This window comes from Terasakiella sp. 4MB5A, from assembly GCF_050058155.1.
GTDB lineage: Bacteria > Pseudomonadota > Alphaproteobacteria > Rhodospirillales > Terasakiellaceae > Terasakiella > Terasakiella halodenitrificans.
Genome location: NZ_CP188815.1, coordinates 39,806 through 63,288 on the forward strand (window position 1 = coordinate 39,806; position 23,483 = coordinate 63,288).

At 47.2% G+C, this 23,483-nt stretch carries 21 protein-coding genes; 10 read left to right on the forward strand and 11 right to left on the reverse strand.

Annotation, left to right across the window (positions count from 1 at the left end):
* Window positions 1-21 precede the first annotated feature (21 nt).
* Window positions 22-1,386 (reverse strand): TrpB-like pyridoxal phosphate-dependent enzyme, encoded by a 1,365-nt coding sequence (locus ACI0FF_RS00185; protein WP_419798157.1) that lies wholly within the window; start codon window positions 1,384-1,386, stop codon window positions 22-24.
* Window positions 1,387-1,592: 206 nt separating this feature from the next.
* Here ACI0FF_RS00185 and ACI0FF_RS00190 point away from each other — a divergent pair, with 206 nt between their 5' ends.
* Complete coding sequence (locus ACI0FF_RS00190) at window positions 1,593-2,318, forward strand: Crp/Fnr family transcriptional regulator (RefSeq protein ID WP_419798158.1); 726 nt, start codon at window positions 1,593-1,595, stop codon at window positions 2,316-2,318.
* A 30-nt stretch (window positions 2,319-2,348) separates the two neighbouring features.
* Window positions 2,349-3,746: an ankyrin repeat domain-containing protein gene (locus ACI0FF_RS00195; protein ID WP_419798159.1), complete on the forward strand. Its 1,398-nt coding sequence runs from the start codon at window positions 2,349-2,351 to the stop codon at window positions 3,744-3,746.
* Window positions 3,747-3,748: 2 nt separating this feature from the next.
* Here ACI0FF_RS00195 and ACI0FF_RS00200 read toward each other — a convergent pair whose 3' ends face one another.
* The 6 genes from ACI0FF_RS00200 to hflK all read right to left on the reverse strand — a co-directional run bounded on the left by ACI0FF_RS00200 (window position 3,749) and on the right by hflK (window position 9,634).
* Window positions 3,749-4,861: a response regulator gene (locus tag ACI0FF_RS00200; RefSeq protein ID WP_419798160.1), complete on the reverse strand. Its 1,113-nt coding sequence runs from the start codon at window positions 4,859-4,861 to the stop codon at window positions 3,749-3,751.
* A gap of 171 nt (window positions 4,862-5,032) precedes the next feature.
* The gene (locus ACI0FF_RS00205; RefSeq protein ID WP_419798161.1) at window positions 5,033-5,554 is read right to left on the reverse strand and encodes a hypothetical protein; all 522 of its coding nucleotides are present in this window, start codon (window positions 5,552-5,554) and stop codon (window positions 5,033-5,035) included.
* A 194-nt stretch (window positions 5,555-5,748) separates the two neighbouring features.
* Window positions 5,749-7,227 (reverse strand): DegQ family serine endoprotease, encoded by a 1,479-nt coding sequence (locus ACI0FF_RS00210; protein ID WP_419798162.1) that lies wholly within the window; start codon window positions 7,225-7,227, stop codon window positions 5,749-5,751.
* Between the two features lie 157 nt (window positions 7,228-7,384).
* Window positions 7,385-7,570, reverse strand: coding sequence for a DUF2065 domain-containing protein (locus ACI0FF_RS00215; RefSeq protein WP_419798163.1), 186 nt, complete (start codon window positions 7,568-7,570; stop codon window positions 7,385-7,387).
* Window positions 7,571-7,673: 103 nt separating this feature from the next.
* Window positions 7,674-8,531 (reverse strand): protease modulator HflC, encoded by an 858-nt coding sequence (gene hflC, locus ACI0FF_RS00220; protein WP_419798164.1) that lies wholly within the window; start codon window positions 8,529-8,531, stop codon window positions 7,674-7,676.
* Window positions 8,531-9,634 carry an FtsH protease activity modulator HflK gene (gene hflK, locus ACI0FF_RS00225; protein WP_419798165.1) on the reverse strand — a complete coding sequence of 368 codons (1,104 nt, stop codon included), beginning with the start codon at window positions 9,632-9,634 and terminating at the stop codon, window positions 8,531-8,533. The genes hflC and hflK overlap by 1 nt, the downstream gene beginning before the upstream one ends.
* Window positions 9,635-9,809: 175 nt before the next feature.
* Here hflK and apbC point away from each other — a divergent pair, with 175 nt between their 5' ends.
* Entirely contained in the window at window positions 9,810-10,916 is a 1,107-nt protein-coding gene (gene apbC / locus ACI0FF_RS00230) for an iron-sulfur cluster carrier protein ApbC (protein WP_419798166.1), read from the forward strand.
* Between the two features lie 19 nt (window positions 10,917-10,935).
* On the opposite strand, the gene ACI0FF_RS00235 is transcribed toward apbC, so the two are convergent.
* Window positions 10,936-11,694, reverse strand: coding sequence for a substrate-binding periplasmic protein (locus ACI0FF_RS00235; protein WP_419798167.1), 759 nt, complete (start codon window positions 11,692-11,694; stop codon window positions 10,936-10,938).
* Between the two features lie 39 nt (window positions 11,695-11,733).
* On the opposite strand from ACI0FF_RS00235, the gene ACI0FF_RS00240 reads away from it, so the two are divergent.
* From ACI0FF_RS00240 to ACI0FF_RS00255, 4 genes are all read left to right on the forward strand, one after another.
* Window positions 11,734-12,993 carry an MFS transporter gene (locus tag ACI0FF_RS00240; RefSeq protein ID WP_419798168.1) on the forward strand — a complete coding sequence of 420 codons (1,260 nt, stop codon included), beginning with the start codon at window positions 11,734-11,736 and terminating at the stop codon, window positions 12,991-12,993.
* A gap of 20 nt (window positions 12,994-13,013) precedes the next feature.
* Window positions 13,014-14,213, forward strand: coding sequence for an aminotransferase class I/II-fold pyridoxal phosphate-dependent enzyme (locus tag ACI0FF_RS00245; RefSeq protein WP_419798169.1), 1,200 nt, complete (start codon window positions 13,014-13,016; stop codon window positions 14,211-14,213).
* Between the two features lie 95 nt (window positions 14,214-14,308).
* Window positions 14,309-15,196 carry a DMT family transporter gene (locus ACI0FF_RS00250; protein WP_419798170.1) on the forward strand — a complete coding sequence of 296 codons (888 nt, stop codon included), beginning with the start codon at window positions 14,309-14,311 and terminating at the stop codon, window positions 15,194-15,196.
* 65 nt (window positions 15,197-15,261) lie between these two features.
* Window positions 15,262-15,387, forward strand: coding sequence for a hypothetical protein (locus ACI0FF_RS00255; RefSeq protein ID WP_268233794.1), 126 nt, complete (start codon window positions 15,262-15,264; stop codon window positions 15,385-15,387).
* Between the two features lie 66 nt (window positions 15,388-15,453).
* On the opposite strand, the gene trpS is transcribed toward ACI0FF_RS00255, so the two are convergent.
* From trpS to murJ, 3 genes are all read right to left on the reverse strand, one after another.
* Window positions 15,454-16,452: a tryptophan--tRNA ligase gene (gene trpS / locus ACI0FF_RS00260; RefSeq protein ID WP_417819335.1), complete on the reverse strand. Its 999-nt coding sequence runs from the start codon at window positions 16,450-16,452 to the stop codon at window positions 15,454-15,456.
* Window positions 16,453-16,562: 110 nt separating this feature from the next.
* Window positions 16,563-18,962 carry a methyl-accepting chemotaxis protein gene (locus tag ACI0FF_RS00265; RefSeq protein WP_419798171.1) on the reverse strand — a complete coding sequence of 800 codons (2,400 nt, stop codon included), beginning with the start codon at window positions 18,960-18,962 and terminating at the stop codon, window positions 16,563-16,565.
* 177 nt (window positions 18,963-19,139) lie between these two features.
* Complete coding sequence (gene murJ / locus ACI0FF_RS00270; protein ID WP_419798172.1) at window positions 19,140-20,687, reverse strand: murein biosynthesis integral membrane protein MurJ; 1,548 nt, start codon at window positions 20,685-20,687, stop codon at window positions 19,140-19,142.
* A gap of 160 nt (window positions 20,688-20,847) precedes the next feature.
* On the opposite strand from murJ, the gene ACI0FF_RS00275 reads away from it, so the two are divergent.
* From ACI0FF_RS00275 to ACI0FF_RS00285, 3 genes are all read left to right on the forward strand, one after another.
* The gene (locus ACI0FF_RS00275) at window positions 20,848-21,387 is read left to right on the forward strand and encodes an aspartate 1-decarboxylase (RefSeq protein ID WP_419798173.1); all 540 of its coding nucleotides are present in this window, start codon (window positions 20,848-20,850) and stop codon (window positions 21,385-21,387) included.
* 146 nt (window positions 21,388-21,533) lie between these two features.
* Entirely contained in the window at window positions 21,534-22,124 is a 591-nt protein-coding gene (locus ACI0FF_RS00280) for a hypothetical protein (protein ID WP_419798174.1), read from the forward strand.
* Between the two features lie 104 nt (window positions 22,125-22,228).
* Window positions 22,229-23,476 (forward strand): GGDEF domain-containing response regulator, encoded by a 1,248-nt coding sequence (locus ACI0FF_RS00285; protein ID WP_419798175.1) that lies wholly within the window; start codon window positions 22,229-22,231, stop codon window positions 23,474-23,476.
* Window positions 23,477-23,483 lie beyond the last annotated feature (7 nt).

The following is a 23,483-nucleotide window of genomic DNA, read 5'->3' on the forward strand; positions in this document are numbered from 1 at the left end:
TTCTTTTTAGCTTACAATATCTTAACCGACATTCGGCAATTTTGACAAAGCGGTCTGTAAAGCAGCTTCGTCATATTGCTTGTCTTCCAGTTTTCCGTCGAAGAAATCCGTATAGGCTTGCATATCGAAATGACCGTGACCGGACAGGCAGAACAAGATGGTGCGTTCTTCGCCTTTTTCCTTCGCATCCAATGCTTCGGCGATTGCCGCCTTAACTGCATGGCTGGATTCTGGGGCCGGAACGATGCCCTCAGCTTGGGCAAACTGAACAGCTGCGCTGAAACATTCCACCTGATTATAAGAAATCGCATCCATCAGGCCGAGTTCTTTACAATGGCTGACTAGCGGTGACATCCCGTGATAACGCAAACCACCGGCATGGAACCCCGGCGGCATGAAGGATGCGCCCAATGTATGCATCTTGGTCAACGGTGTCAGTTGCGCCGTATCCCCAAAATCATACGCAAAGGTTCCGCGTGTCAGCGTCGGGCAGGCCGCAGGTTCCACCGCCAAAATACGCGTATTTTTGCCTTCACGCAGGTTCCGCCCGATATAAGGGAACGCAATCCCGCCGAAGTTGGATCCGCCACCGGCACAACCGATAACCACATCCGGGTCAGCGTCCGCCATTTCCATTTGTTCCATTGCCTCAATCCCGATAACGGTTTGGTGCAACAGAACGTGGTTTAAAACAGACCCTAATGCATATTTGGTATCGTCACGCTGCGCGGCCAGCTCAACCGCTTCGGAAATTGCAATGCCGAGAGAGCCACGGCTTTCCGGGTCTTCTGCCAGAATTTTACGACCGGCTTCGGTTTCCATAGACGGGGACGGGACGCAACGCGCGCCATAAGTTTCCATCAAGGCACGGCGGTATGGTTTCTGACCATAGGACACCTTCACCATATAAACATCGACATCAAGCCCGAACAAGGAAGCTGCAAATGCCAAGGAACAACCCCATTGGCCCGCCCCTGTTTCTGTCGTCAGTTTCGTAATGCCGGCTTCTTTGTTATAAAAAGCCTGCGGTACAGATGTATTGGGCTTGTGTGAACCAGACGGGCTAACGCCTTCGTATTTATAGAAAATTTTGGCAGTCGTGCCCAACGCCTTTTCCAGACGGCGTGCGCGATAAAGCGGGGCTGGACGCCATTGTTTATAAACTTCGCGGACCGGCTCGGGGATTTCGATATCACGCTCGGTCGCCACTTCCTGTTCGATAATCGACATGGGGAAGAGAGGTTCCAGATCGCTCGGCCCCACCGGTTGTTTTGTCCCCGGATGCAAAACCGGCGCCGGCATTTCCGGTAAATCGGCTACAATATTGTACCACGATTTCGGAATGCGGTTTTCCGGTAGAAGATATTTTACTGTATCGTCACTCATTTTATATTCCTCTTCCCAAACAGTGCGACGAACTTAGCAACTGTTTGGGGGCTGAGCAATATTCTATTGTCATGAAAAACAATCCCCTTGGCAAAAAATCACCTGCGAAATTGAAAAAATACAAATTAGGCTTCACAAATTGACAAGAGTAAATGATTTACGATCCCGGTTATGTTATTTAAGGGGCCAGAAAGGTTAGGTGATTTATGGACGCACTGCATTCCAATATTCATTGCCACCAATGTGGCTTTTCCGGCACCGATCAATTGCGCGATGCCTCCAAACCGGAGACATGCACCACAACGGCGCGCAAGAAAATCCATTATGTACATGCCGGTGAACCGATTTTCCGTCAAGGCGACGAGGCCTCCGGGATTTATAACCTGATCTCCGGGATCGTGATGATTACAATGGTCGATTCGCGCGGTGCCATGTTTGCGCCCCGTCTGGTCGTCCCGGGCGAAGCTTTCGGCTATCGATCTTCTTTGGAAGGTGGACGCCATACCTGCACGGCGCTGGCCTTGCGCGATTGCTGTTTTTGCCAAATCACCCAAGAAGATGCCGCCCGCCTGATTGAACGCGATGAAAAAGTTCGCCAAGCCATGGTCAACAGCTGCACACGCGATATTTTCAATGCCCGTGAAGAAATGATCTCTTCTGCAAGCATGAACCTATCCGAACGCCTCTTGAAATTCATGACGGTAAAACTCTTGCCTTTATTCGGCAAAGAACGCGCCAATGGCAGTGCCGAATTAAATCTTCCCTTAAAACGGGCCGAACTTGCACTGGCTTTGGGTGTACAAGGCGAAACGTTATCACGTGCTATCAAGCGCATTGAAAAAGCCGACCTCGCCCGTTTTGACAAACGCTGCGTGACCTTTCCCTCCTTGCGCGATGTAGAACACCATCTGGAACAAAACCTGACGTGTTAATCGTCTTGATATAAGGATAAGGTGCCCTGAATGCGTTTATCTGTTAAGTGCACGATCGGGGCACTTTTGTTTTTATGTCTGCTGTTTCCCTTAACCACAACAGGCATGGCAGCCGAGCGCCCCCAAGCCGAAAAATTCCAAGCACAGCTGCAACGCGCCCTTGATCTGGGGAGCCAATCGCCACCGACACCACAAATCATTTCTGAAATTCAGCTTATTTTCTCGGATTTAGAACGTCAGGTTCGCCAAAAAGGTGGCAATCAAGGGTTTTTTGAATTCTTTCAGGATGTCGTTGAACAACCCACACCTTATGACGGCCGCATCGACAGTCTTGTGAAATGGCTGCGTTTTCTATCTGTTGCCGGGGATGGTCGGATTGATTTGATGACAGAAGATCTTGTCATTCCTTGTGAACGCGTTCTGAAATATCCCAACTTAAAAAATGTGTCCGAACCCGTTTTTGGCAGCAGTATGGATTTATATTTTCCGCGTACGGACTGCGCAAAATTTCGAAAGCACCTCCCACAAAGCTTATCTCAATATGCACAATTCATTGATCGGTTCAGTGGTAATTATGGACAAGACGGCACCATCCGGTTTGCCCATGCCCGATCAGATAGCCTGACATGGGACCGGATTACCCTGTTCCCCAATGAATTAAGCCCCGCACCACAATCAAAAGACTGTCGTTACCCCTTGGAAAAATGGGCGTTAATGAGCCCTTGGAACTGGCAGAAGTTTCAAAAATCAAAAATGCTTTTCCAACAGGCCGAGCGTGACATGGCCCGTTACTATCAAACTCATCACCATATGGAACGGAACACAGCAAAGGAAGCTGCGCTCAAAGCTCTTTGGTCACTGGCATTTGAAGGGAAATGGGATCAAATTAAATGTCTTAACAGCAGTTTGCGCTATGCCCTTTTGACAGGCCAACCCACCACTGACATAATTCGGAAAATTACAAATGGTCTTTATCAAATTGATGAATGGGAAAAAGGGTTACCGACACTTGAGCGACAACAACCAAATACATCAATCTGGTTATATAGCAATAAACAGGCCCCTTTACTTCACTTCGCCGTTTTCCATACCGATATGCTCGCCTATTTTCTAAAACAGGATATAGGGAACCAGCAAACAGACGATATCGGCAAAACTGCCCTGATGACCGCTGCCCAATTCGATAGGAAAGAAGCGCTCCGCCTCCTTCTTGAAAAAGGCGCTGATCCCAATGTAACAACCAAAAAAACAACTGGGGATTTGCGTTTTAATGCCCGAACCGCATTGATGTATGCCGCTGAAAATGCCTCACAGGAAACGGTTGATCTTCTGCTGCAATATGGGGCAAACGTAGGCGCAAAAGACAGTGAAGGACGCAGTGTACAAGATTACGCCCAACGCAACCCACAACAGATTGATTTCCCCTAAACCTAATCCTTATGTTTAACTATATCGTATATCGTATTTCGCAGCAAATCGAATGAAAAAGGTTTGGGAACGGTTCCGTTCATACCGGCCTCTATACATTTTTCCCGTGTTTCGGTAAACGCATCTGCTGTTAACGCCAAAATAGGAAGTGTCTGTCCATTTTCCTTTTGCCGGATTTCACGTGTTGCCTGAATACCATCCTTAATCGGCATATTCACATCCATCAAAATAAGATCCGGTTGCTGCTGATCAAACATTCTCACAGCTTCGGCCCCATCATGTGCCACACGAACATTTATTCCCAGATTTTCAAGAAATCCTCGGGCAACCACTGCATTCACCATATTGTCTTCTGCCACAAGAACCTCAAGGCTTTGAAAAGACTCAATCATTTCTTGTTCGCGCGGTTCTTGTAAATTTTGAATTTCCTCATCTGAAGACATCATCATGGGGAAATTAATTTTAAAGCTTGTTCCTTCGCCATAAACAGAATCAACTTCAATCGTTCCGTTCATCAATTCGCACAGTTCCTTAACAATCGCCATCCCAAGCCCCGTTCCCCCATACTTACGGCTTATGCTGCTATCTGCTTGTGTGAATTTTTCAAAAAGATGACTTAAACCATCTGCATCCATACCGATACCGGTATCTGTCAAACGAATATGAAGATAACAAACATCCCCTTTTTCAGCTTCGCTTATAATCTCGCATTCTGCAGAAACATTAATACTGCCAACCTCTGTAAACTTGACAGAATTTGCAAGAATATTGGACAAGACCTGACGGATTTTTGTCGGATCGCCATTCAAATATAAACCTTCTGGCAAATCACTCCGGTAATTGACAATCAACCCTTTCTCACTGGCAACATTTTTATAAAAATCAGTTGTGGTTAGCAGTAACTTTTCCACATCAAAGGAAATTATCTCCAGACGCAATTCATGGGCTTCAATTTTACTCATATCCAGAACGTCGTTAAGAATGTCCAGAAGCATTTCGCCAGACGACTGGATCAGGTCCAAATGATGTTTTTCTTCCTTCGTAAATTGTTTGCGATTCAAAAGTTGGACCAACCCCAGCATACCGTTTAAAGGCGTACGAATTTCGTGACTCATGGTCGATAGAAAACGCCCTTTTGCCTCATTTGCAGATGCAGCCAGTCTCGTTTTTGCCTCAAGCTTTTTAATCAAAACAAGTAGAAAAGAAGCAACAATTGAAATAAATAAAACTAAAAAGAAACCTAATTTAATAAAATCGTGTGCCTCATCCTGTTTGACAAGTGCGTCTTAGAGCGTTTTTTCACTCAGGTTTTCTACCATATTATATAAATGTCTGATTGCAGAAATCGCTTGACGATCATCCACCCGCACACGTTGGTCATCCTGAAGAATAGACATGTCTTCACCCAATTGATGAAGATGTGTTACATATTCACCCAACGTCTGTTTAATGTCACGTAAGACCGCAACGTCTTCTGAACTCACCGCATAGATTTCCAGCTTGTCCAAAAGAACCAGAACATTTTTATAATTTTCTTCTGCTTGTCGAAAATAAATGGCGTCACGGCGCAAAACATAATTTTTGAAATTATGGATAAAACCGCCATAACCGATTTCTGCAGAAAGTTGACTGAGTAAGCTTACTGTCTCTGTCGAAGCTGACAAACGTCTGGACAACACATCTGACACCGCTTCAAAACGGCGTTCCGCTTCAAAAACATATCCAAACACCGATAAAATGGATAAGGCAGCCAAAACAATAACAGACTTGCGAATTGCCCGGCTATTTTTAACAATGAAATCCATCATTCACCTGTTTTGCGCCAATTTTTTATTATTATAGGTTGCTACCTTCTCTCTAATCTAACATTTAATTCTACTTTTACGCAAAAAAGATCCACCTATAAACAACTAAATATTTTTGTCACACTCGTATATACCTAAAAAAAGACCGGATACATTACGTACCCGGCCTTCAATTCTAACCATCACTCTTATCGTGTTTATTTTTCCAACTTTACAGCGACAAATCGCAAGCCTTCTTCGCCATCAATCAGTAACAACAATGATTTTTGATTATCCTTCATTGCCTTTTGAACAGCCTGTTTGACCTCATCCGGGCTTGTGACTTCTTTTTGACTGGCTTCAACAATCAATTCACCAGCGCGCAAACCTTTTTCAGCCGCAGGACCATCATTATCCACATCCAGAATAATCACGCCGTTGGCTTCTTCCGGCAGATTGAAACGAGCGCGCATTTCATCATTCAGGCTACTCAACGACAAACCAAGTTCTTCAACTGTAGCAGACGTTTTGGCGAATTTCGGTTTTTCAACATTACCGTTCTTTTCAGCCACTTCCAGTTCACCGACTTTAGCTTTCAATTTAACGATTTTGCCTTTGCGCCAAACTTCCACCGGAACAGATTTTCCAACTTCGGTTTCTGCTACGATACGCGGTAATTTGCGCATTTCCGAGACATCCTTGTTGTTAAATTTCAGGATGACATCACCCTTTTCCATACCGGCTTTTTGCGCAGGCCCATTATCGGCAACACTGGTAATCAAGGCCCCGGTTGCTTCTTCCAGGCCGAGACTTTCCGCAATTTCTGCGGATACGTTTTGGATACGCACACCCAACCAACCCCGGCGGGTATGCCCATATTCTGCCAAATCGGCGATGACATTTTTCGCAATATTGGACGGAACGGAAAAACCGATCCCGACAGACCCGCCGCTGGGGGAATAAATCGCCGTATTAATCCCGATTACATTTCCATCCAGATCAAACAACGGACCACCGGAGTTCCCCTTGTTAATAGCCGCATCCGTCTGAATGAAATCATCATAAGGACCTGCCTGAATGTTGCGACCCCGCGCCGATACAATACCAGCTGTGACAGATCCGCCTAAACCAAACGGGTTACCGATCGCAACCACCCAGTCACCGACACGAATTTTATCGGAATCACCCAATTTGACCGCCGATAATTTAACGCCTTTTTTCATGTCAACCTGAAGCAATGCCACATCGGTTTTGGGATCACTGCCCAGTAACTTGGCATTCAGTTCCGTATTGTCCTGCAAGATCACTTTGATTTCTTCTGCATCTTTGATCACATGGTTGTTGGTCACCACGTAACCTTTTTCTGCATCAATCACAAAACCGGACCCTAATGACGCTGCCCGACGCGGACTTGGTTGCGGCATTTGTCCGCCACGACGTTCAAAAAAATCGCGGAAGAAATCAGGCACGCCTTCCGGCATTTGTCCATGTGCATTGACGGTTTGCGTTGTCGAAATATTCACAACGGCGGGAAGCAGTTTTTCAGCCAGATCCGCAAAACTTTCAGGTGCCGAACGCGCCTGAGATTGCGCCATCATGGCAATCAACAGTCCCAGTGCTGTCAATGTAGCCATAATCCACAAGGACGGATTAACCGCCTTAGCTTGAGCATGAGGTCTTCTCTTTACTTGGTTCATTCTTTTAACCACCTCTGTCCTAATATTGCTATTTTCCTAAATGTATCCTTTCGATGGAAATGTGCAAGCGACTTCCATCGTTTTGCTGAATATGACAAAGGAATATGGATCCCTTAAGGCAATTTTGTAACGCAGTGTTTCAACCTGTTACAAATCACTACCCGCGTATCAACCAAACCAACGTGACACCAATCAACGCCGCTGTAATACCAGCGCTACGTATATTTTGTGACGGCAGGGTCAAAATCTGCATCATCATGCGTTTCATGCCATCCGGGAATAAAGCATATAAAAAACCTTCCAGTGCAATCGCCAAACCGACCGCCGTAAAGAAATCGGACATAAACCAAAACCCCTTCTGATTTGGGAATAACCATAAAACAAATCACCCCGCACGGGTTCCCATGCGGGGTGATTTTCAGATTGGTATAATCGAAGATCGACCCTTACTTACGGCTACCGAAGTAAGTGAAGAACTCGCTATCAGGTGACAGAACCATCGAGGTTCCCTCGCCCAACGCTTCACGATAGGCTTCCATAGAACGGTAGAAACGGAAGAATTCCGGATCTTGACCATAAGCAGCACCCAAAACACGGTTACGCTGGGCATCCCCTTCACCGCGCAACACGTTGGATTGGCGACGTGCTTCGGCCAGAATAACCGTTTTCTCACGTTCTGCTTCCGCTGTGATGCGTTGCTTGATCTCTTCACCTTCCGCACGCAGACGGTTGGCGACCTGCACACGGTCTGTACGCATACGATCAAACACGTTTTGGGAAATCTGTGCCGGCAAGTCTGTGCGACCAATACGGACATCGACCAAGGTCACCCCGTATTGCGGAGCCGCCTGACGAACTTTTTCAACAATTTCGTTCATCACATCGATACGTTTGTCAGAGAGCAGGTCGATCATTTCAACCTTCGCGACCGAGTCACGAACAGCCGCATTCAGAACACTACCAAACCGTTGAATGAACGCACGTTCAAACCGAACAGACTGAAAGAATTTCAGCGGGTCGGTAATGCGATAACGGGCATAGGTATCCACCAAAATACGTTTCTGGTCCGCCAGCAAAATTTCTTCGGGTTGCGGATCAAGGTTCAGAATACGCTTGTCAAAATATTCGACTTCCTGAATAAACGGAATTTTCCACGCAAGGCCCGGTTCAGTAATCACACGGCGTGGATCACCAAATTGGAACACAATCGCCTGTACAGGTTCCGTCACTTTAAACAAGGTACTGCTCAGCAAACCAGCAAAGCCAACCAGCAAGACTAATGTTGCAATAAGTTTCTTAGACATTACTGGCCTCCTTTACGCTTTTGGATTTCTGGCAAAGGTAAATAGGGCACAACACCGGAACTGCCTTTTTCATTATCAATAAGCACCTTGTCGGATTTGCTTAAGACATCTTGCATGGTTTCAAGATACAAACGCTCGCGCGTCACATCCTTGTTTACCGCATAAGAATCATAAACCGACTTAAATCGATCGGCTTCACCTTCCGCATCCTTGATCACACGTTCTTTATAGGCTTCAGCTTCTTGAATAAGCTTCTGCGCCTCACCACGTGCGGTCGGAACAATACGGTTACGATAGGCTTCAGCCTCGTTTTGTTTACGTTCTTTATCCTGACGAGCAGCCTGTACATCGTTAAAGGCTTCAATGACGGCCTGCGGCGGATCAATTTTCGCCATGTTGACCTGCTGGATAGAAATACCCGCGTCATATTCGTTTAGAATTGCCTGAATAAGATCACGCGTTTCTGTCGCAACCCGATCCCGGTCTTTTGTATTGACATCCGCAAGGCTGCGTTGGCCGATTACTTCACGCATCGCACTTTGTGCGGCGGCGCGGACCGTCGTTTCTGGATCCCGAATATTAAACAGGAATTTTGCCGCGTCATTAATCACCCACAGGACTTTATATTCCACATCGACGATATTTTGATCACCGGTCAAAATCATACCTTCGCTGGTGCCGCCTTTCAGGCTGGATACACCTGTTCCGATGGCAACTTCACGTACGGTCGTCACTTCAGGGATAAAAACATCACCAATCGGAGAAGGGAAATTCCAATGCAACCCCGGAGCAGACGTTTTGACAAATTTGCCAAACACAAGCTGCACACCTTGGGATTTTGAATCTACTTTGTAAAATCCAGTTGCCATCCAAATCGCAAACAAGGCGATTAAGCCGAAAACAATAAGTTTTCCACCACCTGCGCCGCCGGGCATAAATTTCTTCATGCTTTCTTGGCCTTTACGCAGCATTTCTTCCAGATCGGGTGGAGTCGGGCCACCGCCACCGTTACTACCATTGGGTCGTTTTGGTCCCTGACCCCAAGGGCCCTGGTCTTTTCCACCACCACCCCACGGGCCACCGCCCTCATTGTTCCATGACATATTGGGTTTTTCCCTTTAATACTCTGTTCGTCAAAGGTCGATTTGATCAATGCACTAGGCAATTGACCGTTGCACTTGGCAAAACATACCTAACAGTCTTATATGACAGCTACGGCTTTTGCAATGTGCGAACTGTTAAAGATTACATTTATCCGATGTGAAGGAGATTTCAAGGATGTCCGCCCAATTAGAACAAAAAGTTCTCGAAATACTAAAGACAATCAAAGATCCGGCCAATGGCAACGATATCGTATCTGCCGGTATGGTTGTCGGCCTGCAAAGTAAAGATGGACATATCGCCTTCACAATTGATATCGGTGACCCAAAAAGGGCCAAGGATTTTGAACCTGTTCGCAAAACCGCCGAACAAGCGGTTCATGCCCTTGACGGTGTTCTCAGTGTGACAGCGGTTTTAACGGCGGAACGTCCGGCCCAGCCACAACAACAGGCCCCGCGCGGCAATCCCCAAGCTGGTCTGCCCTTGATGCCTGGCGTTAAATCCATTGTTGCTGTTTCTTCAGCCAAAGGCGGTGTCGGGAAATCCACCACATCGGTCAATATCGCCCTTGCCCTGGCAGGCAAAGGATTAAAAGTCGGCCTGCTGGATGCCGATATCTACGGCCCCAGCATCCCGCGTATGTTAGGGATCACAGGTCAACCGGTCAGCCATGACGGCAAACGTCTGGAACCGATGGAAAATCATGGGATCAAATGTATGTCCATCGGTTTTCTGGTTGAAGAAGACACAGCCATGATCTGGCGTGGCCCAATGGTCATGGGGGCGCTTGAACAATTGATGCGTGATGTAAACTGGGGTGAATTGGACATTCTGGTTGTTGATATGCCACCGGGCACAGGCGATATTCAGTTAACAATGGCACAAAAAGTGCCGTTGACAGGCTCCGTCATCGTATCCACGCCGCAGGATGTCGCCTTGCTTGATACCCGCAAAGGGCTGAGCATGTTCCGCAAAGTCGAAATTCCGGTCTTCGGCATCGTTGAAAATATGAGCTATTTTGCCTGCCCGCATTGCGGGGAACGCACAGACGTCTTCAGCCACGGCGGGGCACGTAAAACCGCCGAAGCCCAAGGCGCAGACTTCCTGGGTGAAATTCCGCTGGATATCAAAATCCGCGTGACCTCTGATGAAGGCCACCCGATTGTCACACAGGAACCGGACAGCGAACATGCCAAAGCCTATCGTGATATTGCCGATAAGGTCTGGTTCAAAGTCATGGCACAAATGAACGGCAATAAAGGCCCGAACATCATTTTTGACTGATCTGTAAAGGTTTAACGACTTAACGATACCGGCTCAGGATGGCAGATAATGTCCCGTCCTGAGCCAGTTTTTTAAAAATATCCTGCAGTTCCCAAAACAAATCTTCGGGAAAGTCTTTCGATGTCGCCACATAAAAAAAAGACTGCTCAATCACAGGACCAAATTCCAAATTTGTCTCACCCGTTTGTTTAATCAGATATTCAGCAAATCCCTTGGCTGTAAACCACGCATCCACCCGACCACGCGCCAATAGTTTGATATTGGTTGAAGCCGCTTTGGGAAAAGCCATTAAATTTGTGAACCCCTGTTTCACAAGATAAGCTTCCGCCGGTGTACTTTTTTGAACCGCAATACGACCCAGTTTTTTTGCCTCGATTAAATTTACAGAACGCCCCTTTGCTGTCACAAAGACAAGTTCCATTGGTGCAACAGGCATTAACCAGCGATACTGCTTTTCCCGTTGGACCGTACGGGTCAGGGGAAAAAGGATCACATTATCCTCTTGCTGTGCAATCTTTTGCGCCCGTGTCCACGGATAAAATTCCACTTTTGCCGGGCGGCCCAAACGATGCATGGCTTCTCGTACAAGTTCCACAAAAATGCCCGGTTGCCCCCCTTTTTCAATACTATAAGGTGTCAAATCAGAAGATACCAATCGGACTGATATTTCTTCAGAAAAAGCCTGTCCAAACATACCAAAAAACAATACTGTGACGCAGAAACAGCGCAGTAAGAAAATGGAAGTCCCTTTTTTGTGATTTGGTAAAAACAACATCATGATCGTGATATCATTTCATCTTTTTGGAAGTAAATCCAGATGACTGTAACAAATTTTCAAAGATTCTCATGGGCTTTGTTTGATTTTGCCAACTCGGCGTTTCCGACGGTCATCACAACTTTCGTCTTTGCGGCTTATTTTACCAAGGGAATCGCACCCGATGAAATCAATGGGACGGCCTTGTGGGGATACGCCACAGGGGCAGCCGCCTTTCTCATCGCCCTGTGCGCACCGATATTTGGCGCCATTGCCGATCATAGTGGGCGACGCAAACCGTGGATTTTTCTTTTCTCCATGCTTTGTATTCTGCCCTCAGCCGCGCTTTGGTATGCCACACCGAACGAAAGCGTCATTTTATGGGTTTTAATCTGTGTCGGGCTTGCCACTTTCGGATTTGAAATGGCAATGGTGTTTTACAATGCCATGATGCACGGACTGGCCCGACCGGGGGCAGAGGGTCGTCTTTCCGGTTATGCATGGGGGTTGGGGTATCTTGGGGGGCTTCTCGGCTTGGCCTTGGTGCTTGTCCTGTTTGTTCAAGCCAACCCGCCCTTGTTTGGACTGGATAAAGAACAGGCCGAGCATCTACGCATATCCGGGCCATTCGTTGCCCTGTGGTATTTTATGTTTGCTCTGCCGCTTTTTCTATTCGTCCCCGATAAACCTGCACAGGCAAGCTTGGGGCAAGCCGCCAAAACCGGTTTGCGCACATTATGGGCCACCTTGCGGCAATGGCGAGATTATAAAGATATTTTTCGTTTCTTAATCGCGCGTATGATTTACACGGATGGGCTGAACACTTTATTTGCCTTTGGTGGCATTTACGCCGCTGGAACGTTTAATATGTCGTTTAATGAACTGATTATTTTCGGCATCGGCATCAATGTAACCGCCGGGATCGGCGCCGCCCTTTTTGGTCAATTGGACGACAAATGGGGACCGAAACAGGTTATCTTGATCAGCGTGAGCGCCCTTGTCTTCCTTGGCTTTGCAACTTTAATCGTGGTCGACAAAAATCATTTCCTGATTTTGGGGTTAAGCCTCGGCCTGTTTGTCGGCCCGGCCCAAGCTGCCAGCCGGACCTATTTAAGCCAAGCAGCCCCCGCACATATTCGAACCGAACTTTTCGGCCTTTATGCTTTATCGGGAAAGGCAACAGCCTTTATGGGACCATTGATGGTCGGATTACTCAGTGATGTTTTCAACTCCCAACGCGCAGGCATGGCAATTATCGTCGTGTTTTTACTAATCGGACTTGCCCTGTCACGAAACTTGCCCGATATAAGAGGGCAAAATTGATTGCATAAAAGGTTATCGTCATGGTGAATTCTTCTTTATCCCTGCTGAGCGACTATCCATTTCAACGCTTGCGCGATCTATTGGATCATCACGACACACCGGCCGGTCTTGCCCCCCTCACCATGTCAATCGGGGAACCGCAACACCAGCCCCCGGCCTTGTTACAAGAGGCTGTAAACGCACACGCGCATCTCTGGAATAAATATCCACCTATCGCGGGAACGCCGGAACTCAATCATGCCATCGTGGGTTTTTTAAACCGTCGCTATAATCTGAAAGACGATTTCCTCAGCCTTGAAAACGTATTGCCCGTCTGTGGCACACGCGAAGCCTTGTTCATGATTGGCAATCTAATGATTGAGCGCGCGCCCAAGGGGGAAGAAAAACCCCTCGTACTCGTCCCCAACCCGTTCTATCAGGTCTATGTCGGGGCCGCCGTGATGAACGAAGCCACCCCCATCTATCTCCCTGCCGGGCCAGAAAATGGGTTTATGCCCGATCTGGATGCGGTTTCGGATGAAACATGGGCCAAAACCACCTTGCTGTTCCTCTGTTCACCGGGTAACCCGCAAGGCATGGTTGCCGATATTGATTATCTACGAACTGCCCTGAGCTTGGCACGCAAACATAATTTCACCCTGTTGATGGATGAATGCTACGCCGAACTTTATGATGGGGAAAAACCGCATGGTGCCTTGGAAGTGGCACAGGAAACAGGTTCTCTTAAAAACCTGCTGGTGTTTCATTCTCTTTCTAAACGATCCAGCGCAGCCGGTCTAAGATCTGGTTTTGTCGCAGGTGACCCGGTTTTGATCAAAGCTTTCATCGGCTTGCGCAATTATGGCGGTGCCTCGCTACCCCTGCCCTTACAAGCCGCCAGCACCGTCTTGTGGAACGATGATGACCATGTGGTCGAAAACCGCCGCCTTTATAAAATGAAAATTGATGCCGCCGAACGCCATCTTGGAAACCGCCTTGGTTTTTATCGCCCCAAAGGTGGGTTTTTCTTATGGCTGGATGTCCGCGAACGTTGGGCCAATGGCGAAGAAGCCGCTCTTGAAATTTGGCAAAAATGCGCGGTTCGAATTCTGCCCGGTGAATATCTTGCCAAAACAGATGACAGCGGTGAAAATCCCGGTACACCCTATATTCGCGTGGCTCTTGTTCACGAACAAGACATTGTGGACGAAGCTTTCAAACGCATTGCCGCTATTCTCTAATCTAAGCAATAACCACAGTTGCTTTTTATCCGCTCAGGTCATAGCGTTAGGGGCCTGAGCACAGTCTTTTTCTATTTATAATCCGTAGGCCCATCGTGTTAAAAACCCTTACCCATCCCTACGTTTTACTGAGCCTCGCTGTCCTGTTCTGGGCGGGCAATTCAGTTGTCGGGCGGGCTTATGCAACCGATTTGCCGCCCGTTGCAATGGTCTTTTGGCGTTGGGTCATTGCGGCCCTTGTTCTTATGCCGATCTGCCTGAAACATTTTTTGCGCGATTTCCATATTATCCGGGCCAATCTGCCCTATATCGCCGTTCAGGGACTTCTGAGTATTTCGGCTTTCAACACGTTGCTTTACTGGGGCTTGCATTACACCACGGTGGTCAATACCTCGCTTATTCAGGCCGGGATGCCGGTTGCAACCCTGTTCTTTTCCATCCTGATTTTGAAAAAAGGCATCAGCAAGCTTGCCGGTATCGGTATTGCCCTGTCTATGATCGGGGTAAGCTGGGTCATTACACAAGGTGACCTTGCCACCTTGGCCCAATTGGAATTGAACCCCGGTGATTTATTAATCCTCATCGCGGTTTTTGTCTGGTCAATCTATTCGGTTTTATTGGCCAAGGCGCCAACCGGACTTTCCCGCCTTGCCTTTACATTGGCGATGGTCTTATGCGGTGTCATCGTCCTTTTGCCTGCCTATGGCTGGGAACTATCCACAGGGGCCACGTTTGAGCTAAACCAACATACCCTCATCGCCTTTGCCTACATTGGCCTTTTCCCCTCTGTTCTATCTTTCTTATGCTGGAACCGGGGCGTTGAACTGGTCGGGGCCAACACGGCCGGTGTTTTCCTTTATCTCATGCCCATATTCGGGGCAATATTGGGTATGATCATTCTGGGGGAAGGGTTACAAAACTTCCATTTCGTCGGAATTGCCCTGATTGTCTGCGGGATCTGGCTGTCCACACGGCAAAAATAACTCGACTTATCCACGATTTGCTAATATAAGAAATCTTTACAGACTGGCAAAATTTGGAGGGGCGTATGATCTGGAATCCACGCGATATCTTTGCCAAGCTTTTAAGCGATGGCAATTTGCCTTTTTATGTCTTTGGCATGATTTTCCTGATTTTATTCATGGTTTTCGGACGCAGTCTTATTTTTGGCTGAGTTTTCAAACACAAAAAAGGCGGGAAACATATTTTCCCGCCTTTTTGTTAAATGAGTTTTCATCAATTACGGCTGTAGGAAACCGACAACCTCTTTGACTTCTTTCAACACAGGTTCCGCCAAGGCACGTGCACGTTCTGAACCATCACGCAAAATGGCATCAACCTCTGCCGGGTCATCCATATAACGCTGCATTTCCTGACTGATCGGGGACAGTTTATCCACCGCAACCTCGGTCAATGCCTTTTTAAAATCAGCAAAAGACTGACCACCATATTGGGCACACACATCTTTGAGTTCCAGATCACTCAGGGCCGCATAGATGTTCATCAGGTTTTTCGCTTCGGCGCGATCTTCGCACGCCTCAACCGTTTCCGGCACCGGCTGCGGATCGGTTTTGGCTTTGCGGATTTTCAACGCGATTGTATCGGCATCGTCCGTCATGCCAATGCGTGAATATTCCGACGGATCGGATTTCGACATTTTCTTGGTGCCATCACGCAAGGACATTACCCGTGTCGCTGTCCCGAAAATCATCGGATCAGGTTGCGGGAAGACCTCTTTGCCAAAATCGTTATTGAATTTTTGCGCAATATCACGGGCCAGTTCAAGGTGTTGTTTTTGATCATCGCCCACCGGTACATGCGTTGCTTTATAAAGCAAGATATCAGCCGCCATCAGGTTTGGATAAACATACAACCCACAGGATGCATTTTCTTTATGCTTGCCTGCTTTTTCCTTAAACTGCGTCATACGGTTTAGCCATCCAAGACGCGCAACGCAATTGAAGATCCATCCCAGTTCGGCATGACCGGAAACAGACGACTGGTTGAAAATAATATTGCTTTTCGGGTCGACACCGGATGCAAGCATCCCGGCGGCAACTTCGCGCGTCGCACGGCGCAGGCTTTCCGGGTCTTGCCAGACAGTGATGGCATGCATATCGACAACACAGAAAATGCATTCGTAATCGTTTTGCAATTTCACCCAGTTGCGAATGGCCCCAAGATAGTTGCCAAGTGTCAGGTTACCGGAAGGCTGAACGCCTGAAAAAATGCGATCCATTGGATGTGTCCCGCTTTCAAAAAAAATTTACAATGGGACGCTGTGGAGACGCCCCTGCTCAAAGAAGCAATTGTTATGCAATGCACGATGAACAGGGTCAAGATAAAGCGTTATTCAGCCGCATTTTGATAATCGGAAAAGGCAATAACATCGGAGCCACCTAGAATTTCGCTACGCAAATGATCTGCCCACATATTCATGACATAGCTCACGACATCTGCGCGTTCTTCCATATCCCCGACAAAACGGATACGGGTTTTCGGCGATTGCGCCCCACGTTTGCTGAGGATTTCGACAGTATATGTCCCTTCAATCCCATCAATGTTCGCTTCATACTCTTCTGCAATGCGAACATCCAACGCCGGAACCAAGGCAAAGCCATTGTTGGAAATATCATGCAATGTGGAACGCAAGACCCCACGTGGACCCTTCAAGGTCACATTGACATTTTTCTTCATCACAAAAGCCTTGTCACTATCGTTCAAGGCATTCGAAGCGGTACGGATTGCCGTATTCAAGGACATTTGCAGACTTTCGACCATAGAAGACACATTTCTAGAAACCGAACCAAGGTTATCGCTTAATGCACGCACGTCCTGCATTTCAGAAGAAGCATTGTTTACTTGATGATTCAGACGTTCCGAAACTTTAAAGGATGCCTGTATGCTGGTGGTGATTTGACGGGTCGCCGCACTTTGACCGTCCACACTGTTAGAAACCTCGCTAGAAATATTGGCCATATCATTGATAATGCCATTGATTTCTTCAATCGATTTCACGCAGTCACGGGTCACATTGCGCACACCGTTAATTTGCGTGGCGATTTGTGCCGTTGCCTTGGATGTTTGCGTCGCCAATTGCTTCACTTCAGATGCAACAACCGCAAATCCTTTCCCGGCAATGCCGGCTCGTTCCGCCTCAATCGTCGCATTTAAGGCCAGCATATTGGTTTGGGCGGCAATATCACTGATAATGGCAACCACATTGCCGATATCATCGGTTGCTTTGCTCAAAACCTGTACAAATCGGCTGGAATTCTGCGCCTGTGTCATCGCAGTATCGGCAATATCGCGCTGTCGGCCCACTTTGGCCGAAATATCTTCAATGGTCAGAGCCAGATTATCCGCCGCCTGCGCCACCTGTTCTGCCAGACTGTGTGATTCTTCGGCTTCACGGGCCATGTCCCCGGCTTGAGCAGAAACCCGTTCCGCCGAACCTGACATCGTCCCGACCGCCCGCGACAATTCCTTGGTATGATTGGCAACTTTTTCCAGCACCACGCCTGTTTCCGATTCAATTGTATCGGCCATTGCAAACAGGGAGGCACTGCGTTTTTCTTCTTCCTGTTTTTGATCTTCCAGACGTTGCTGGGTCAGGCGTTCCACATCCAGTGCATTTTGGCGGAAGATAACAACGGCTTTTGCCATTGTGCCCACCTCATCACGACGTTGACGGTCCACCACTTCAATCTCTGTGTTACCTTCCCCTAAAAGGCGCATATCCTGCGTGACCCGGCGCAACGGTCCCAAAATACTGCGTGACGTCACCGCCCCTAACAAGACAGCAATAACCGCCACTATAATCATTGTGACCACATAGCTGGTAATTGTGCTGGCTGAAGCTGCGCTCACCGCAGAAGTCGTCTGATTTTGTTCTTCAATCGCAATACGGCGAATATTATCAGCCATTGCCATGGTTTTTTCAATTTCACTGCGATAGGCGCTAAAGGAATTGATCAAGCCTAAATTAGACCCCTGAAACTGTACGTAACCCTGTTTCAACAGATCATTATCACGACCTAGAAATTTCAAAGGTTTTAAGTCCCGGCGCGACAACCCTTTCATTTCAATCTTGGTTTCACCCAAAGCTTTATCCAAGGCAGCCGTTGCATTTCGGGCATTCTGTAAAGTTTTATCTGACGGTTTAATCGCATAGGTCATGGTTTCCACCAACGCTTTCGCCGATGTCGTCATAATTTTTTGCGCCAATAGGGAAAGGCCTGCATATTCAGGTTTTTCCAAGGCAATTGTATTCAGTTTTTCTGCCAGTTCGGGTGCCGAAAGCGTGAGTTTGTTCGCCCCCATCAAAATCATATCTGCCGAAGCCCCGATATTTTCGATGCGCAATAACAAAGGACCAAGCGTTTCTTTATAGGCTTTGGAATATTGTTCGACTTTATCAGAATCTACTTGCTGGCCCTTTTCCGCCAAATGGCGGATAAAACGTTCTTCCGTTGCTTTCGTTGTTTCTAAACGGCGATCTACAGCCCCACGATCCTGTGGCTTCTGTGACTGGGCGTATAACAAAATCGCATCGGAGAGTTCCTGAAGGCGCAACGCATATTCATTGGCTTCACCCACAAGGGTGATCTTCTCGCCGATCGTTTCTGTCGATCCTGCCATTTCATCAAACTGGAAGGTTGCAAACGCCCCCAGTCCCAGAAGCGCAATAATTAAAAAACCGAACCCGACATAGATACGATGGGCAATTGAAATACGATCAGAACTCATTCTATTCACCTTCAGCAGAGACACGTCTTGTAACGACGATTGCCCTACCTGATGATCTCAGAGGATTCTTTTGTCAATTCAATAAGATAACTGAAAAAATAAGTTCATAAATATGCAAAATAATTGCAATAAATACAATGATACGCAACTTGCGGCTATGGGGCTTGAACTGTTGATCTATTGCCTGCGCATCATGGATTTCACCTCCGCCCATCGCGCCGCACCGAATAAAAAGACACTCGCGAAATAAGACAGCAAACCAACCCCGACCAATGCACATAAAGACAGGATTCGCATGAGTTGCGATCCCACCAATTCAGCCTGTAACAACTGGGTCAATCCATACAAAGCCGCCGCCATGACCACACAGGCCAAAACAATACGCCCTGCCCGACTCTTCAATCGGCTATCCAAGGTCAAATAGCCGTTCTTACGCAAGACAATGGCCAATAATAACGTATTAACCCATGCCGAAATCACAGTCGCCATCGCCAGACCAACATGCAAAAACGGCCCCATCAAAAGCAGGTTAAAGACAATATTCACCACCATACACACAGCCGCAATTTTCACCGGGGTTTTCGTATTTCCCCGGGCAAAAAATCCCGGCGTTAACGCCTTGTTCAGCACATAGGCAGGCAAACCCAAGGCATAAACAAACAGGGCCGCTGCCGTGGCTTGCGTATCACTGGCAACAAATTCTTTGCGTTCAAACAGGATGGAAACAATCGGGTCTGCAATCACCATATAGGCCACAGCCGCTGGCAAAGTCAGCAGCAAGGAAAATTCCAATGCCCGGTTCAGACTGTTCATTGCACCCGTTTCATCGCCGCTGCGTAACTGGCGCGACATCATCGGTAAAAGGGCGGTCCCCACGGCAACACCGACCACCCCCAACGGCAATTGGTTGATCCGGTCTGCATAAAACAAAAATGAAATAGACCCCGTCGGCAATAAAGTCGCAATGATCATATCAACCAGCATGTTAATCTGATAAATCCCCGCCCCCACAGCACCCGGGATAATGCGCACGACCATTGTTTTCACATCCGCGTTCCAGCGTGGCCAGCCCAATTTCAGGCCCATTTTATTTTTCACACCGTTCCAGAACATCCAGATAAATTGAACAATCCCGGCCCCGAACACCCCCCAGGCCAAGGCATGACCCGGTGTCTCCATATAAGGGGTCAGCCCCAAAACAGCCCCGATCAGGCAAATGTTTAATAAAACAGGCGTGGCAGCCGCAGCCGCAAATTTATTGAGAGAATTCAACACACCTGCCATTAAAGAAACCAATGATATGAACAATAAATAAGGAAAAGTGATTCTGGTCAGATGAACAGCCAAATCAAATTTCGCCGGGTCGTCCATAAAACCGGGAGCAAACAGACGCATCGCCCACGGCATGGAGAGTTCCATCACAATCAATAAGATCAGCAAGACCCAAAAGAGAAAGGCGAACGCTTGTTCGCCAAATGCCTTGGCAACTTTATCACCATTTTCCTCTTCTAGTTTTCCGGCAAATAACGGTACAAAAGCCGCATTGAACGCCCCTTCTGCAAACAGGCGGCGAAAGACATTAGGAAATTTAAACGCGATAAAAAACGCATCGGCAACCGGCCCGGCCCCCAATATGGCCGCTACCAGAATATCACGGACAAAGCCGAGAATACGGCTCAACATCGTAAAGCCGCCGACCGTCGCTATTGATCGCATCAATGCCATAAAATATCCCGTTCCATCAATTTATCCGTTTCTATGGGTAGCGTCAGGAGAGTTAAAGAATATATAACTTCTACGACCAATATGTTAAAAAATGCTGGCTCACAGGCTTAAAATCGTTATAAAGCCTGTACCTTTTTGTAAATATTTAAGGCTGACGACTATGATGAAAGTTGTACGCGCCAAATTACATGGCATTCGCGTCACCGGGGCTGACCTGAACTACCACGGTTCCATTACGCTGGACCCGGAACAATGCGAACTGGCGGGGATTTACCCGATGGAATTCGTCGATATCTGGAATAAACAGAGCGGCGCACGCATTTCCACTTATGTCATCTATGGAGAACCGGGGTCCAAATGCTGTATTCTGAATGGCGCGGCAGCCCGCACCTGTCAAAAAGGTGACGAGGTTATCATCTGTTCTGCCGATTACTGTAAACCCACGGATCTGTATGACCTGCAACCAACAATCCTGACGTATCTGCCTGACAATTCCGTTGATCAGGTTTTAAAATATGATGTCTATCGCAGCGAAAAGATGGCCTATGATTTCCGCATTATTGATGCAGAAACCAACCAGATTGAAGATTGCCATACCTATCCGAACGTGGATATTAATTCCATTCGTAAAGACCTGAAAAAACGCGGTATGACCCCTGATGATATCGACGCATTTATTGAAAAGTATCTGATGCGTTAATATCGACTAATATCACAAAGCAAGTCCCTTTAAAAACCGTCATCGCGCACACTTCGAGCCTTCAATAAATCTTTCAAACATTCATGCCGATTATGGTATGAAAGAAAGTAAGAGATTTTTCTCGACGGTTTTTAAAGGACAGAGACGTGCCTCGGCATTCACAACAAATCGGCTTGGCAGCAAAACTCGGTTTTTTACTGGGGTGGGGCTTCTTTGCCGTCGCCTTTCTTTTGGCCGCTGCCGAAGCCACCTTGGCCCGAAACAGCCTGTTTACCTCAGCAAACGATTTATTGCTCACGCTTGCCCCTGGTAAATGGATTGCCTTCAAACATCATTATGATTCTGCCCTCTTAAAACTTCTCATCGCCACAGTCCTTCAACTGCCCGGTTGGTTACTCGCTGGCTTGCCTGCAGCTTTACTCATATGGAAATGCCGACCTCATCGTGAGGACATGGACCCGGATTTATATCATTCCCTCACCACATTTGATCGTCTGGCAAAAATGGCAGAGGAAGAGGGTGCACAAGATGACGACCCAACATTTCAAGAATACGATCCCCACGACTATGACGACGATCTGCACAAAGACGACGTTGCTACTGCGCGATCCTATATGAAAGATTGGCATCCTGAAAAAGTGGATGACCACGACATTCCCCCCCGGCCCAAAGGTCCAGATGAACGCATGGATAATGCACGCGACAATTTAAGCATTCCTTTTGACAAACTGTCCTAGCCCCTCCTTCTTTCACTTCTTCAACACTGAGTTATCAATTGCGAAGAAAATAAAGTTTCGTTACTTTAAAAGAATACTAAATAATATTTGAGTAGATATAAAAAATGGCCGAGATCCTACTGGTAGAAGATGCGAAATTTTTTCGCAATATCATAAAATCACAGATAGAAACCAAGTTCGGCTACAATGTGACAGCCGTTGAAACTTATAGTGAAGCCGTCGAACAGCTGACCAACAGCAATAAACATTTTGATTTGGGTCTTTTAGATCTCAATTTACCAGATGCCCCCGATGGTGAAATTGTCGATATCGTTACAGGCATGGGGGTACCATCGCTTATTTTTTCCGGTCATTTCAGCGAAGCCGTACGCGACCTTCTGGAACACCCCAGTGTGATCGACTATGTCGTCAAAGACAGCCCCGCCAGCCTGAATTATGTTCTTAACATGGTGGATCGTTATTTCAAAAATAGCACCAGTTACGCCTTGGTCGTCGATGACTCGCGTGTCGCACTCAAACATATGGAAACCTTGCTGAAACGCTTTAATTTTAAAGTTCTGACTGCAAGTACAGGCCATGATGCCTTGAATGTTTTCAACGAAAACCCCGATATTCGTTTAATTTTTTGTGATTATAACATGCCGGATATGCAGGGGACCGAACTATGCAAACTCATCCGGGCGCAAAAAAACCGCGATCAAGTTTGCATTATCGGGGTATCAGCATACGGTAACCAAACTCTATCAGCACAATTCCTGAAAGCCGGGGCAAGCGACTTTCTCGTCAAACCTTTTCTCACCGAAGAATTTTTCTGCCGTATTACGTTGAATATGGATGCTTTGGAAAAAGTACACAAGCTGGATGAACTCGTCCATACCGATTTGGTCAGCCAATTGAAAAACCGCCGTTTCCTAGAAGAAGAATATGAGAAAACCTGCCAAAATGCCGAAGCAAATAACCTGTCTCTTGCTTGCGCCTTTTTTGAACTTGAGGATTTTAAAGCCTTTAACGATGCCCACGGCAATGATGCAGGTGATGCCGTCCTCTTTATGATGGCACGGGAATTTGAACGTCATTTCAACCGAACATCCCCGCTTGTCGTGCGCTACGGCGGCAGCCAATTCTGCTTTTTGTGTGCAACAGAGCAACCCACTAACTTTATTGAGGAAATGCAATCTCTGCATCGCCATATCATCAACCGTGATTTCCGATTTGGAAAACAACTGCTGAACGTCGATGTCAGCGGTATGCTCTGTATCGCCTCGCCCGGTAAATATACGGACTTGCTTGATAATACAAAACACAACCTTGAGAACCAAACCGCCCGGAAGGGTTGCTTTGTCACAGCATAGCCGCAGG

Bases quoted from the DNA above. Each gene is read 5' to 3' on its own strand.
- ACI0FF_RS00185 (WP_419798157.1), bottom strand. From the start codon at position 1,386: ATGAGTGACGATACAGTAAAATATCTTCTACCGGAAAACCGCATTCCG.
- ACI0FF_RS00190 (WP_419798158.1), top strand. From the start codon at position 1,593: ATGGACGCACTGCATTCCAATATTCATTGCCACCAATGTGGCTTTTCC.
- ACI0FF_RS00195 (WP_419798159.1), top strand. From the start codon at position 2,349: ATGCGTTTATCTGTTAAGTGCACGATCGGGGCACTTTTGTTTTTATGT.
- ACI0FF_RS00200 (WP_419798160.1), bottom strand. From the start codon at position 4,861: ATGAGTCACGAAATTCGTACGCCTTTAAACGGTATGCTGGGGTTGGTC.
- ACI0FF_RS00205 (WP_419798161.1), bottom strand. From the start codon at position 5,554: ATGATGGATTTCATTGTTAAAAATAGCCGGGCAATTCGCAAGTCTGTT.
- ACI0FF_RS00210 (WP_419798162.1), bottom strand. From the start codon at position 7,227: ATGAACCAAGTAAAGAGAAGACCTCATGCTCAAGCTAAGGCGGTTAAT.
- ACI0FF_RS00215 (WP_419798163.1), bottom strand. From the start codon at position 7,570: ATGTCCGATTTCTTTACGGCGGTCGGTTTGGCGATTGCACTGGAAGGT.
- hflC (WP_419798164.1), bottom strand. From the start codon at position 8,531: ATGTCTAAGAAACTTATTGCAACATTAGTCTTGCTGGTTGGCTTTGCT.
- hflK (WP_419798165.1), bottom strand. From the start codon at position 9,634: ATGTCATGGAACAATGAGGGCGGTGGCCCGTGGGGTGGTGGTGGAAAA.
- apbC (WP_419798166.1), top strand. From the start codon at position 9,810: ATGTCCGCCCAATTAGAACAAAAAGTTCTCGAAATACTAAAGACAATC.
- ACI0FF_RS00235 (WP_419798167.1), bottom strand. From the start codon at position 11,694: ATGATGTTGTTTTTACCAAATCACAAAAAAGGGACTTCCATTTTCTTA.
- ACI0FF_RS00240 (WP_419798168.1), top strand. From the start codon at position 11,734: ATGACTGTAACAAATTTTCAAAGATTCTCATGGGCTTTGTTTGATTTT.
- ACI0FF_RS00245 (WP_419798169.1), top strand. From the start codon at position 13,014: ATGGTGAATTCTTCTTTATCCCTGCTGAGCGACTATCCATTTCAACGC.
- ACI0FF_RS00255 (WP_268233794.1), top strand. From the start codon at position 15,262: ATGATCTGGAATCCACGCGATATCTTTGCCAAGCTTTTAAGCGATGGC.
- trpS (WP_417819335.1), bottom strand. From the start codon at position 16,452: ATGGATCGCATTTTTTCAGGCGTTCAGCCTTCCGGTAACCTGACACTT.
- ACI0FF_RS00265 (WP_419798171.1), bottom strand. From the start codon at position 18,962: ATGAGTTCTGATCGTATTTCAATTGCCCATCGTATCTATGTCGGGTTC.
- murJ (WP_419798172.1), bottom strand. From the start codon at position 20,687: ATGGCATTGATGCGATCAATAGCGACGGTCGGCGGCTTTACGATGTTG.
- ACI0FF_RS00275 (WP_419798173.1), top strand. From the start codon at position 20,848: ATGATGAAAGTTGTACGCGCCAAATTACATGGCATTCGCGTCACCGGG.
- ACI0FF_RS00285 (WP_419798175.1), top strand. From the start codon at position 22,229: ATGGCCGAGATCCTACTGGTAGAAGATGCGAAATTTTTTCGCAATATC.